This window comes from Kitasatospora sp. NPDC001132, from assembly GCF_053598415.1.
Window position 1 is genome coordinate 67947 of sequence record NZ_JBSFKF010000023.1, and the last position, 12188, is coordinate 80134.

Here is a 12188-nt window from a genome sequence, read left to right on the forward strand (position 1 = left end):
TTCCGAAAGGTCGCGGGTGACGGCGCAGCGAAGGCGAATCGCCACCTGGTGCGGGTTCGTGGGGAAACGTCCCGGTACAGGAAATGTATCGGGCTCGAACCACCTTGCCCAATACGCCGGAAGAGTGAATGCGCGGCACGTACGGAAATCGGCCCCCGCCGGGCGGTGGGGGCCGATTTCCTTGCGCGGCGGGTCAGTTGTCGTTGTTGACCTTGGTGTACGCCGCGCTGTAGCCGGTCGGGCAGTACAGGGTGTCGCTGCCGTTGCCCATGTGCCAGGACCCGATGACCGTCGTCTGGTTGCCCTTGACGTTGTCGTTGTTGCAGACCAGCACCAGCTGCCAGTGGTTCTTCGTGGCGGTGGTCTGGCAGCTCACCGATCCCCAGTTCGCGCCCTGGGTGGTGCTGCAGTACGAGGTCGCCGACGCCCCCGGAGCCGCCATCACCCCGGCTGCCACCAGCAGTGCCGCACCGGTCCCCAGAGCCGCAATCCGTCGCATGGCCTTCTCCTTCGTCGCGTCTCGGACAACGTTGCGGTCAGCATGCCGGGTTCGTGATCGGTTGTATCCACCGGCGACACGAATGGCCGAGACGGGCCCCTGCGGACAGTGCGATGATCTTTCACTGAACACGGGTCAGAAAGTGAGCAAAAAAGACATGCAACCGACGTTCGTACTGGTCCACGGAGCTTTCGCGAGCTCCTTCTCCTTCGCGCCGCTCCAGGCCGAACTCGGCCTCCTGGGGCACCGTTCCGTCGCCGTCGACCTGCCCGGGCACGGGTTCGCCGCGACGTACCCGCGCGCCTACCAGGCGCCGCAGGACCTCGAGGGGCTCGCCGCCGCGCCGGGGGCCATCAAGGGCGTGACGCTCGCCGACAACGTCGCGCACCTGGTCGCGATACTGGAGCGGGCCAAGCGCAACGGGCCCGTCGTCCTGGTCTCCCACAGCCGCGGCGGCCTGACGGCCACCGTCGCGGCCAACCGGCGGCCCGACCTGATCGACCGCATCGTCTACGTGTCCGCCTGGGCCCCCGTCGACCTCGATGTCGGCGCCTACTACGCCGAGCCCGAGATGGCCGCGGTCGACGCCCCGGGAATGGCGGCGGCGATGGTCGGGAACCCTGCCGAACTGGGGCTGCTGCGCTCCAACTTCCGCACCGCCGACCCCTCCGTCCTCGCGGCGTTCAAGGCGGCCTTCCTCGCCGACGGGACGGACGACGAGTTCCTGGTCCTCCTCAACACCTTCCAGCCCGACGAGAACCTCGACGCCGGCACGCCCGAGGACCGGGCGCAGGCCGACACCTGGGGACGGATCCCCCGGACGTACGTGCGGCTGACCGAGGACGCCGGCATACCGCTCGCCATGCAGGACCGGATGATCCGCGAGGGCGACGAGCTGACGCCGGAGAACCGGTACGACGTCCGCACGCTCACCGGCAGCCACCTGAAGTGGCTGGTCGACCCGGCGCCGGCGGCCCGCGTCCTGGCGGAGGTCGCCGCGCTGCTGCCCGCCGGATGACCTCACGGCGCTTGACCTGACGGCTGCCGAACACGCGCGGGCGCCCGGCCGGGGGAGGAAGTCCCGGCCGGGCGCCCGTCGGTCAGGCCCGTCAGTCAGGGGTCGGGGCGATCAGAGGCCCCTGATCGTCCAGTACACGGCGGCGTTGTTGCCGCTGCCCCCGCTCTGCGCGAACCCGAACATCGGGTCGGAACCCGCGGTGTCGTAGCCGTTGCTGCCGACGTACGGGTTGTTCCAGTGGAGCTGGACGCGCTTGCCGTTGAGCCCCGGGTTCCCGCAGTTCGCCGCGTCGTAGATGACGTGGCCCTCGGTGCCGGTCATGAAGCCGTTGCTCTCGGACTGCCAGCGTCCGGTCTTTCCGTCGCTGATGATGGGGTCCGGAGCCGTCGTCCAGATGCCGTGGTCCAGCCAGTTGTTCTGCAGGCGCAGTTCGCAGCCCGTCCAGTTGACCACCAGGACCTCCGTGCTGCGCGCCGCGCTCAGCAGCTGCGTCTGCTCCTGGGCGGGCTGCTGCTGAGCGGTGGCCGCGCCGGCCGGGGCCGCCGCCGTGAACAGCGCGGCGGCGACGCCGGCCGCGGCCAGGGTCGCTCGGACCAGGGACTTCCGCTGTGCCATCGGGTGTTCCTCTCGCTCTGGGACCGCGTCGGTGCGGTCTCCTGCTCGAAGCCTCGGGCGCACCCGTCGACAGATGGTCGACAGCCTGTTGACAGGTGATGGACAAGCGGTCGGTGGGGCCCGGATGAGCCGCCCTGACCAGGGGCGATGCGGCCGGTAAAATGCCCCGGGGGATTTTTCGCGGGTGGAGGGGGACGGCCGGTGGGTGGTTTACGGTTCGCGGTGCTGGGGCCGCTGCGGGGGTGGCGGGACGGCGGTGAGCTGGCGCTCGGCTCGCCGCAGCAGCGGAGCCTGCTGCTCGCGCTGCTGCTGAGGGCCAACCACCCCGTGTCGGCCGGCCAGCTCGTCGACGACCTGTGGGGCGAGGAGCCGCCCGCCAAGCCGTCCGCCGTGATCCGCACCTACGTCCACCGCCTGCGCCGCGTCCTGGGGCCCGACGCGCCGAGCACGCTCAGCGGCGGCTACCTGCTCACCGTGGACGCCGGGGCGCTGGACACCCACCGCCTCGAGGAGCTCGTCGGCGAGGCGAAGGCGCTGCGCGCCGCCGGGGAGCACGCCCGCGCCGCCGCCGCGCTCCGCTCGGCGCTGGCCCTGTGGCAGGGCGAGCCGATGGCCGCGCTGCCCGGCCCGTACGCGGAGCGGCAGCGCGGGGAGTGGGCCGAACGCCGGGTGACCGTCCTGGAGTCGTGTCTGGCGGCCGAGGTCGAGGCCGGGCCGTCCGGCGAGGTCGTCGCCGAACTGACCGCGGTCACGGCCGAACACCCGCTGCGGGAACGGTTCTGCGAACTGCTGATGCTCGCCCTCTACCGCACCGGCCGGCAGGCCGAGGCCCTGGGCGCGTACCGCGCCACGGACCGGCGGCTGCGCGAGCAGCTCGGCGTCAGCGCCGGGCCCGGTCTGCGCGAGCTGCAGCGCCGGATCCTGGCGGCCGACGCCGCCCTCCTGGCGCCCGCGCCGCCCCGGCCCGCCGCCACCACCGGCGCCACCGCGGCCGCCACCGGTGCCACCACCGCGCCCCGCCCGCCGTACCGGGCGCCGGTGCGGCCGACCCAGGTCCCCGCCGACCTCGCCGACTTCACCGGCCGCGAGACGCAGACCGAGGCGCTGCGGGCCGTCCTGCTCGCCCCCCGCACCGTGCCCGTGGCGGTCGTGGCGGGCCTGGGCGGCGTGGGCAAGACGGCGCTGGCCGTGCACGTCGCGCACGGGCTGGCCGCCGACTTCCCCGACGGCCAGCTCTACCTCGACCTGCACGGGGCCGACGGCCGCCCGACCCGGCCCGAGGAGGTGCTGGGCGTCTTCCTGCGCTCCCTCGGCGTGCCGGCCGACGGGCTGGCCTCCGGGCTCGCCGAACGCTCCGCCCAGTTCCGCTCGCTGCTCTCCGAGCGGCGCGTGCTCGTCGTCCTCGACAACGCCCGGGACGCCGAGCAGATCAGGCCGCTGCTGCCCGGGCGGCCCGGCTGCGCCGTCCTCGTCACCAGCCGGGCCCGGCTCGGTTCGCTGCCCAACGCGCAGGTCGTCGAGCTGACCGCGTTCGCCCCTCGGGAGGCCCTCGGCCTGCTCGGCCAGGTGATCGGCGAGCAGCGGCTGCGGGCCGAGCAGGACACGGCGGCGGAACTCGTCCGGCTCTGCGGCCACCTCCCGCTGGCCGTGCGCATCCTCGCCGCGCGCCTGGCCTGCCGGCCCGGCTGGGCCATGGAGCGGCTGCTCGACAAGCTGTCCGGGAACCTCCGCCGGCTGGACGTGCTGCGCGCCGGGGACCTCGCCGTCGAGCCGGCGTTCCGCTTCGGCTACGACCAGCTGACGCCCGAACAGGCCCGTGCCTTCCGGCTGTTGGCGGTGCCGGAGGTGCCCGACCTGTCGCCGGGCGCGGTCGCGGCGGTGCTCAACGTACCCGAGCACGAGGCCGAGGAGCTGGCCGAGTCGCTGGTCGACTGCTCGATGCTGGAGACGGCGCCGCCGGACCGCTACCGGTACCACGACCTGCTGCGCTCCTTCGCCCAGCGGCTCGCCCCGGAGGCGGAGGCGGACGGGCAGGTGCGGGGCGAGGAGGACCGCCCGGCGGCCGTGCTCACCCGCCTGGTGGCCCGTCAGCACGCGGAGACCGTCGCGGCGCTCGGCCCGTCCGCGGCCCGCGCCGCCCTGCCCGAGGCGGGGGCCGGCGCCGGCCCCCGCACGGTGGCGCCGCCCGGCGGCGTCGACTACCAGGGCGTCGGCGCGCTGGTCGGCCAGTACGCCGGGCTCCCCGAACCGCCCCGGCTCGACCTGGCGGCCGAACTGCTGCTCGGCTGCAGCCTGTTGTGCGAGACCGGGCAGGCCACCCGGCCGCTCGGGCACGCGGCCAAGATCCTGCTCCAGGCCGCCGTCCGGGCGGGCGACCGGACGGCCGAGGTCAGGGCCAGGCTGGTGCTCGGACGGCTGCTGACCGAGGTCGGCTCCGAGCCCGCCGCCCTCGCCGAGCTGCTCAGGACCCGCGACCTGTGCGCCGCCGACGGCCTGCCGGGGCCGCTGCTCGCCCTGGCCCACGCCGCGCTGGGCGCCCTGTTCGTCCAGGTCGGCCGGCCGGGCGACGCGCTCGGCGGCTTCACGGCGGCGATCTCGGTCTGGGAGCGGCTCGGCGACCAGCGCTCGGTGGCGGCCGAACTGCTCAACCTGGCGGGCGCGTTCACCGAACTCGGCCGGTACGACGCGGCGGTGCGCGTGGTCGACCAGTCCCTGCTGATCTGCCACCGGCTCGCCGACTACGAGCTGCAGGCGCTCGCCCTGGACTCGCTGGGGACGATCGCCCACGACCGCGGCGAGTTCGAGCAGGCCCTGCGCCACCACCGCAACGCCCTGTCCCTGCTGCGGCCGGACGACCGGCGCCGTACGGGCCGCACCCTGCTGCGGCTCACCGAGTCGCTGCGCGCCGTGGGCCGCGGCGCGGAGGCGGTGGCGGCGGCCGGGCGGGCGGTGGAGGTGCTGACCCTCGACGGCGACCGCCGGGGGCGGGGGCTGGCGCTGGCGGCGCTCGGCGACGCGCTCGCCGAGAGCGGCACCGCACCGGACGAGGCCCTGGCGCGCCGGTCGGAGGCCTACGACATCCTGGCCTCCATCGGCTCCCCCGAGGCCAACCGGCTGCGCGCCCTGATCAGCCCCGGCGGGCCCGTCGTGCGGCCGCGCCGGCAGTGGCCGTCCTGGCTTCCGGCGTGACCCGTCGGCCGGCCCGGCCGACGGCCGGCGGTCGGCGGCTCAGCGGCTCAGCGGCGGCTCAGCTGATCGTCCACAGCTGGTTCTGGGCACCGGTGCAGTCCGCCCCGTGGGTGCCCACGCCGATGCCCTCGGACGTCAGGCACAGCCGGGTGCCGACGTTGTAGATCCGGTAGCCGCCCGGGACCGGCTCGATGTCCCAGACCTGGTTCCAGACGGCCGGCGGGCTCGACCAGATCTGCACCTGCCTGCTCGTGCGGTCCTGGTCCAGCACCTTGGTGAAGTTGCTGGAGGCGTTGCGCAGGTAGTACATCCCCTCCGCGACCTTGTCCAGCCGCCACAGCTGCGCCGAGGTGCCGTTGACGACGTAGGTGCCGACCATGTTGCCGTCCACGTCCGCGGACTGGTAGTTGTCCAACGCGCCGTTGGCACCGGCGATCTGCGCCAGGGCGGGCAGCTGCGGCCTCGGCTGCGCCGTGGGCGGCACGGACGGCGGCGGCGTCCCGGTCGCGGTCGCGGTGGGCGGGGCCGGTTCGCCGGTGGCGGGCCGGTCCGGGGCGGAGGGGCTCGGCGCGGGCGGAACGGAGTTCTGACCGGCGGCGGGTGCGGCCGGGGGCGGGGCGGGGCTCCGGCCGGGTACGGCGGGAGCCGGGGCGGCGGGCAGGGCGGCGAGCGGGACGGTGGGCGGGGCGGCGAGGGGCGATCCGGTGGGCGTTTCGGGCCCGGCGGCGGGTGCGGGGCTCTGGCCCTCTCCGGCCGACGGTGCGGGGGCCGCCGCCTGCTGGGCGCTCGGGCGGGCCGCCTCCACCAGCGCGACCGGCTCCGGCACCGGGGGCTGGGCGACGGCGCCGTGCGGCGCCCGGCCGGGCCGCACCACCGTGGCCCCGGCGGCCCCGGCCACGCACAGCAGGGTCAGCGCCGTCAGCCCGGCCAGCGTCCGCAGGCGGCGTCCGGCCCGCGGCGGGCGTACGGCGGCAGGCCGGGTCCGGGCCTGGGCCTGGGTCCGGTCCGGAACCGGCGCGGGCGAGGGCGTCCCCTCGACCGCCCCCTCGACCGCCGCGAGGGCGCGCCGCACCGCCGTGGCCATCGTCGCCGCGTCCGGCCAGCGCTCGCCTGGCTCCTTGGCCATCGCCCGCTCGACCAGCGCCCACACCGGCTCGGGCACGTCCCCGGGCAGCGGCGGCACGGGCTCCGTCAGGTGCTTGAGGATCACTTCGAGGGCGGTCTCCCCCTCGTACGGGAGGTGGCCGGCCAGGCACTCGTAGAGGACCACGCCGAGCGCGTAGAGGTCGGCGGAGGCGGTGACCGTCCCGGTGGAAGCCTGTTCCGGCGCCTGGTAGGCGGCGGTGCCCAGCACCATCCCCGGGACGGTGAGCCGGGCGTCGCAGGCGGGCCGGGCGATGCCGAAGTCCGCGATCACCGTCCGGTCGCCGCGGACCATCAGGTTGGCCGGTTTGATGTCCCGGTGGACCACCCCGGACTCGTGCGCGGCCTCCAGCGCCTCCAGCACCTGCAGGGCCATCCGCAGGGCCTGCGCCGCCGGCAGGGCGCCGCCGTGTTCCAGGACGGCGCTCAGCGGCTGGCCGTCGATCAGTTCCATGACCAGGTAGCCGACCGGGCGCCGCCCGGCCGTGCCCGAGTACCCCTCGCCGTGCCCGCCGTCCTGCCCGCCGTCGTGCCCGTAGTCGTACACGCCGACGATGCCCGGGTGCCGCAGCTGCGCCATGACGCGGGCCTCGGCGTGGAAGCGCTCGGCGAAGCCGGGTTCGTCCAGCAGCGCGGGCTTCACCACCTTGACCGCCACCCGGCGGCCGAGGACCTCGTCCTCGGCGAGCCACACGTCGCCCATCGACCCGCCGCCCAGCCAGTCCACCAGCCGGTAGCGGTCGGCGAGCACGGTGCCGCGCATGCTTCTCCCTGAATCGATGAACCGAGGAACCGATGCCGAGGACCGGAGCGGATCCGGGGGCGGGCCCCGTCCCCCGGGCGCGCCCTGAGCCGGTGGCACACTCCGAGGATCATGGCACCGGCATAACGAATTACTGACTGTCCATCATAGGAATCACGCTCAACTCCGGCCATCGGTGGCCGGCAGGCCCGGACCGTGGACGGTCGGGGCCTGCGGTCGTTGCCGATGGTTCGTCACAGTTCGGCGCACTGGCCGCCCTTCGGGGCCGCCGATGGTGTTGGCGAGGCCGCCGTCGACCGGGGCCGGGGTGTTGCCGGAGCATGGGGTTCGCCCCTGCCCGCTTGCGGCCTGCCCGTTCGCCCCCGCCCGCTTGCGGCCTGCCCGCTTGCCCCTGCCCCTGGGGCAGGGGGCACAGTGGCGGGCGTGCAGGAGGACATGATCACCATCGGCGAACTCGCCGCCAGGACCAGGCTCAGCCTCAAGGCCCTGCGGCTCTACGGCGCGCGGGGGCTGTTGCCGCCCGCCCTGGTCGACCCGCTCACCGGGGTGCGCCGCTACGGCCCGGCGCAGGTCGAGCGGGCCCGGCGCATCGCGCTGCTGCGCGCCGCCGGGCTGCCGCTGGCGCGGATCCCGTCGGTACTGGACGTCGACGGCGACGCCGACGAGGGCCCGGGCGAGGGCGCGGGCGCGGGCGAGCGGGCGCTGCTGGCGTACTGGCGGGAGCGGGAGTCCGAGCACGCGGCCCGCCGGGAAGCGGTGGGCTACGCCCGAGAGGTCCTGACCGGAAGGAGCACCACCATGTTCGAGATCGCCGAGCGCGACGTGCCCGAGCAGCACGTCCTGTTCGTCCGGCGGCACGTGGACGCTGCCGCGCTGCCCGGCTTCCTCGCCGAGGCCGGCGAGTCGCTGCTCGGGCGGCTGCGGGAGGTGGACGCGTGCCTGTCCGGGCCGCTGTTCGCGGTGTTCCACGGCCTGGTGGGCGAGGACTGCGACGCCCTGGTCGAGGTCTGCGCCCCCACCCCGAACGCCGTCGGCCCGCACGGCCCGTTCGGGGTGCGCATCGAGCCCGCGCACCGCGAGGCGTACACCGCCCTGCCCCGGCGGGGCTTCGCCGCGATGGCCGCCGCCCACGACGCGGTGGGCGCCTGGGTCGCCGCCCGCGGGTACCGGCGGGGCGGGCCGAACCGGGAGGTGTACTACCCGAACTGGGCGACCGCCGGGCCGGAGGAGCACGTCGCGGACGTCGCCGTGCCGCTGGCGGCGGGCCGGTAGACACCCGACCACCGTACGGATTTCTGGACTTGTGGGTCCATTTTCGGCTGCCTACCGTGCTGTGCACCCCCTCCCGAACGAGCCCCGTACAGAAAGGTGTCAGCCCATGCACGCGATCCGGATCGAGGAGCACGGCGGCCCCGAGGTCATGCGCTGGACCGAGCTGCCGGACCCGGTCCCCGGCCCCGGCGAGGCGCTGGTGCGCCTGGGCGCGGCCGGCGTCAACTACATGGACGTCGGCGCCCGCGCCGAGGGCGGCCCGGGCTGGGCGGCGCCGGCGGTGCTCGGCGCCGAGGGCATGGGCCACGTCACCGCCCTCGGCGCGGGGGTGGACGGCCTGGCCGTCGGCGACCGGGTGGCCTGGTTCTACCACCCGGGCAGCTACGCCGAGTTGCTCGCCGTCCCGGCCGCCTCGCTGGTCAAGGTGCCCGACGGGGTGCCGGACGAGGTCGCGGGCGGCCTGCTGATGCAGGGCCTGACCGCGAGCCACCTGAGCACCGAGACCTACCCGATCGCCCCGGGCGACACCGCGGTGGTGCACGCGGCGGCGGGCGGCGTCGGGCGGCTGCTCACCCAGCTGGTCAAGGCCCGCGGCGGCGACGTCATCGGCCTGGTCTCCCGCGAGGAGAAGGCCGCCGTCGCGAAGGAGGCCGGCGCCGACCACGTGCTGGTCCACTCCGGCGGCGGCTTCGAGGACCGGATCAGGGAGCTGACCGGCGGGCGCGGGGCCGACGTCGTCTACGACGGCGGCGGCGCCGACACCTTCCGCTCCTCCCAGCTGGCCCTGCGCCCGCACGGGGTGCACGCCTACTACGGCCCCTTCATGGGCGTGCCCGAGCTGCGGCCCACCGACCTGCCGAACAGCATCCTGCTCACGTACCCGGTGGTGCACCACCACGTCCCCACCCGCGAGGCGCTGGTACGGCGCGCCGGCGAGCTGTTCGACCTCGTCCTGGCGGGCCGGCTCACCGCGCAGGTCACCGGCCGCTACCCGCTGGCCGAGGCCGCCCGGGCGCACGCGGACCTGGAGTCCCGGCGCACCACCGGCAAGCTGGTCCTGCTGCCGTGAGCGCCCTCGCGAGCACGGTGAAGGAGCACGTTCCGCCGACCCGCAAGGGCGCCGCGACCAGGCGGCGCATCATCGAGGGCGCCGCGCGGGAGATCCGCGCGGAGGGCGTGTTCGCGCTGCGCCTGGAGGACGTGATGGCCCGCACCGCCACCAGCAAGAGCCAGCTGTTCCACTACTTCCCCGGCGGGAAGGACGAGCTGCTGCTGGCCGTGGCCCGCTTCGAGGCGGCCCGGGTCCTCGACGACCAGCAGCCGGAACTGGGCTCCCTCACCTCCCGGGAGGCCTGGCGGCAGTGGCGCGACAAGGTCCTCGCCCGCTACCGCGCCCAGGGCGTCGGCTGCCCGCTGCACGTGGCCCTGTCCCAGCTGGGCACCGCCACCGGCGCGGGCCGCACGGTGGCCGCCGAACTGCTGGGGCAGTGGCAGCGCCAGCTCGCCGCGGGCATCCGGCACCTGCAGGCCGGCGGGGTGGCCGCCGCCGACCTGGACGCCGAGCGGGAGGCGGCGGCGCTGCTGGCCGGGGTCCAGGGCGGAGTGCTGATCCTGATGACCACCGGCTCCACCGACCAGCTGGAGGCGGCGCTGGACTCGGGCCTCGCCCGGCTCGGGCTCACGTCCTGACGGGAAGCTGACCGGGAGCTGACGGCGGGGCGCGCGTGAGCGCTCCGGAGGTGACGCAGCGGGGTCGTCTCCGTACGGACGGACACCGCCCGGATGTGTAATGGGCCACATTCCCAGGCCTGTTGGGGCTTCGAGTGACGAGGGTCACGCCCGGCGCGCGTTCGATGCCCGCGACGGCGCCTCGTCCCGGCAGGACTGGGCGGGCGGCGATCCGGCACGGGCGAAGGGCCTGTCCGCTTCGGGACCTTGGTCGTGAATCCCCTCGACCTTCGGCCCGGTGGCGGCCCCGCGGGGGCCGGGCAACCGTGGACGGTCGCCCGTTGTGACCGGGCGATGGCGCCGTCCGACGTGGGCGGCGTCTTCCCCTGCCGTCTACCCGGCGCACGGTGCGCGGTCGCGCGCCGTACGCTCCGGAGGACCCCAAGCACATGTCCCAGACCATCGACAACGCCCCGTATACCGCGTTCCACCGCAGGCTGGCCCTCGCCTGCTCAGGCGGCCCCCTGCTCGACGGCTACATCCTGAGCATCGTCGGCGTCGCCCTGATCGGGATGCGCCCGGACCTCGGACTGTCCACCGCCGAGGTCAGCCTGATCGGCGCCGCCGCCCTGGTCGGAATGTTCGTCGGCGGCGCGCTCTTCGGCGTGCTGACCGACAAGATCGGCCGGGAGGTGATGTACACCGCCGACCTGCTCGTGATGGTCGCCTGCTCGGTGCTCTCCTTCTGGGTGGACGCGGTGTGGGCGATCGCCGTGCTGCGCTTCGTGCTCGGCCTGGCCGTGGCCGCCGACTACCCCATCGCCACCTCGCTGCTCGCCGAGTGGCTGCCCACCAAGCACCGCGGCCGGCTGCTCGGCAAGCAGATCATCGCCTGGTACGCCGGCTCCGTGCTCGCCTACGTGGTGGGCTACCTCTTCCTGGAGCTGGCCGGGCCGGGCAGCTGGCGGTGGATGCTGGCGAGCTCCACGGTGCTGTGCGTGGTGTTCCTGGTGATCCGGCGCGGCTCCCCGGAGTCGCCGCGCTGGCTGGCCGCCAACGGACGGGTCGGCGACGCGGTGCGCGTGGTCGAGAAGCACCTGGGCGTGCGCGTGGACGGCCGGGAACTGATGCCCGACCCGGCCGAGCGCGGCCGCCCCGCCGGACTGCGCCTGCTGATGACCCAGCCCTACCGGCGCCGCACCCTGTTCTGCGGCCTGTTCTTCCTGTGCCAGGTCGGCCCGCTGTTCGCGATGCTCACCTTCGGCCCGCAGATCCTCTCCTCCTTCGGCATGCCCGGCGGCACCGTGATGGAGACCCTGGGCACCGGCCTGATCAGCATGGTCTTCCTGCTCGGCTGTTACCCGGCGCTGCGCCTGATCGACACCCGCGGGCGCCGGCCCGTCATCATCTGGTCCTTCGCGCTGATGACCGTCCCGCTGGCGCTGCTGGGCGTGTGGCCCACCGCCCCGGCCGCCGTCGCGCTGCTGGCGCTGTGCGCGTACGCCTTCCTGTGCGGCGGGCCGAACGTGCTCGACTGGACGTACCCCAACGAGCTGTTCCCGACCGAGATCCGGGCCACCGCGGTGGGCGTCGCCACCTCGGTCAGCCGGATCGGCGCGGCCGTCGGCACCTACCTGCTGCCGCTGTCGCTGACCGGGCTGGGCACCGGCCCGACCATGCTGATCGCGGCCGGGACCACGGCGGTCGGGCTGCTGGTCTGCGTCATGTGGGCCGAGGAGACCCGGGGCACCGCCCTCGGCGCCTCCCCCGCCACCGTCGGCGCGGCCGCGGGTGCCGCAGGTGCGCCGCGCGCCGCCCGGGGCGCCGTCCCGAGCCAGCGCGTCCCGCAGACGGCGCGCTGACGGCCGGCTGACTGCTCGTACGGCATCGACGGCGCCGCCCGGGGAACCGGGCGGCGCCGTCCGGCGTCCCGGGGCGCCGACTCCCGCCCCGCCCCGGGGCCCTCCGGAGAGCGCGCCAACGGCAGCGCCACCCGACGCCACCGGGCGCGCGCCGACTCC

At 75.2% G+C, this 12188-nt stretch carries 9 protein-coding genes; 6 read left to right on the forward strand and 3 right to left on the reverse strand.

Annotated elements, in window-relative coordinates:
* Positions 1–193 precede the first annotated feature (193 nt).
* Positions 194–499 carry a hypothetical protein gene (locus ACWDBE_RS26780; RefSeq protein WP_449790231.1) on the reverse strand — a complete coding sequence of 102 codons (306 nt, stop codon included), beginning with the start codon at positions 497–499 and terminating at the stop codon, positions 194–196.
* Between the two features lie 157 nt (positions 500–656).
* Here ACWDBE_RS26780 and ACWDBE_RS26785 point away from each other — a divergent pair, with 157 nt between their 5' ends.
* On the forward strand, positions 657–1517 hold the full coding sequence (locus tag ACWDBE_RS26785; protein ID WP_449809323.1) for an alpha/beta fold hydrolase: 861 nt from the start codon (positions 657–659) through the stop codon (positions 1515–1517).
* A gap of 111 nt (positions 1518–1628) precedes the next feature.
* Here the strand turns inward: ACWDBE_RS26785 and ACWDBE_RS26790 are convergent, their stop codons facing one another.
* Positions 1629–2132: a hypothetical protein gene (locus ACWDBE_RS26790; protein ID WP_449790229.1), complete on the reverse strand. Its 504-nt coding sequence runs from the start codon at positions 2130–2132 to the stop codon at positions 1629–1631.
* Positions 2133–2333: 201 nt separating this feature from the next.
* Here ACWDBE_RS26790 and ACWDBE_RS26795 point away from each other — a divergent pair, with 201 nt between their 5' ends.
* On the forward strand, positions 2334–5321 hold the full coding sequence (locus tag ACWDBE_RS26795) for an AfsR/SARP family transcriptional regulator (protein ID WP_449809324.1): 2988 nt from the start codon (positions 2334–2336) through the stop codon (positions 5319–5321).
* Positions 5322–5379: 58 nt separating this feature from the next.
* Here the strand turns inward: ACWDBE_RS26795 and ACWDBE_RS26800 are convergent, their stop codons facing one another.
* Positions 5380–7227: a protein kinase domain-containing protein gene (locus ACWDBE_RS26800; RefSeq protein ID WP_449809325.1), complete on the reverse strand. Its 1848-nt coding sequence runs from the start codon at positions 7225–7227 to the stop codon at positions 5380–5382.
* Between the two features lie 423 nt (positions 7228–7650).
* Here ACWDBE_RS26800 and ACWDBE_RS26805 point away from each other — a divergent pair, with 423 nt between their 5' ends.
* The 4 genes from ACWDBE_RS26805 to ACWDBE_RS26820 all read left to right on the forward strand — a co-directional run bounded on the left by ACWDBE_RS26805 (position 7651) and on the right by ACWDBE_RS26820 (position 12029).
* A complete protein-coding gene (locus tag ACWDBE_RS26805; protein ID WP_449790226.1) occupies positions 7651–8499 on the forward strand; it encodes a MerR family transcriptional regulator in 849 nt (282 codons plus the stop codon).
* A 106-nt stretch (positions 8500–8605) separates the two neighbouring features.
* Positions 8606–9568, forward strand: coding sequence for a quinone oxidoreductase family protein (locus ACWDBE_RS26810; protein ID WP_449790225.1), 963 nt, complete (start codon positions 8606–8608; stop codon positions 9566–9568).
* Positions 9565–10188 (forward strand): TetR/AcrR family transcriptional regulator, encoded by a 624-nt coding sequence (locus ACWDBE_RS26815; RefSeq protein ID WP_449809326.1) that lies wholly within the window; start codon positions 9565–9567, stop codon positions 10186–10188. Before ACWDBE_RS26810 ends, ACWDBE_RS26815 begins: the two co-directional genes overlap by 4 nt.
* Before the next feature lie 428 nt (positions 10189–10616).
* Entirely contained in the window at positions 10617–12029 is a 1413-nt protein-coding gene (locus tag ACWDBE_RS26820; RefSeq protein ID WP_449790223.1) for an MFS transporter, read from the forward strand.
* Positions 12030–12188: the final 159 nt, after the last annotated feature.

Coding starts and splice junctions, on each gene's coding strand:
- ACWDBE_RS26780 (WP_449790231.1), bottom strand. CDS start 499: ATGCGACGGATTGCGGCTCTGGGGACCGGTGCGGCACTGCTGGTGGCA.
- ACWDBE_RS26785 (WP_449809323.1), top strand. CDS start 657: ATGCAACCGACGTTCGTACTGGTCCACGGAGCTTTCGCGAGCTCCTTC.
- ACWDBE_RS26790 (WP_449790229.1), bottom strand. CDS start 2,132: ATGGCACAGCGGAAGTCCCTGGTCCGAGCGACCCTGGCCGCGGCCGGC.
- ACWDBE_RS26800 (WP_449809325.1), bottom strand. CDS start 7,227: ATGCGCGGCACCGTGCTCGCCGACCGCTACCGGCTGGTGGACTGGCTG.
- ACWDBE_RS26810 (WP_449790225.1), top strand. CDS start 8,606: ATGCACGCGATCCGGATCGAGGAGCACGGCGGCCCCGAGGTCATGCGC.
- ACWDBE_RS26820 (WP_449790223.1), top strand. CDS start 10,617: ATGTCCCAGACCATCGACAACGCCCCGTATACCGCGTTCCACCGCAGG.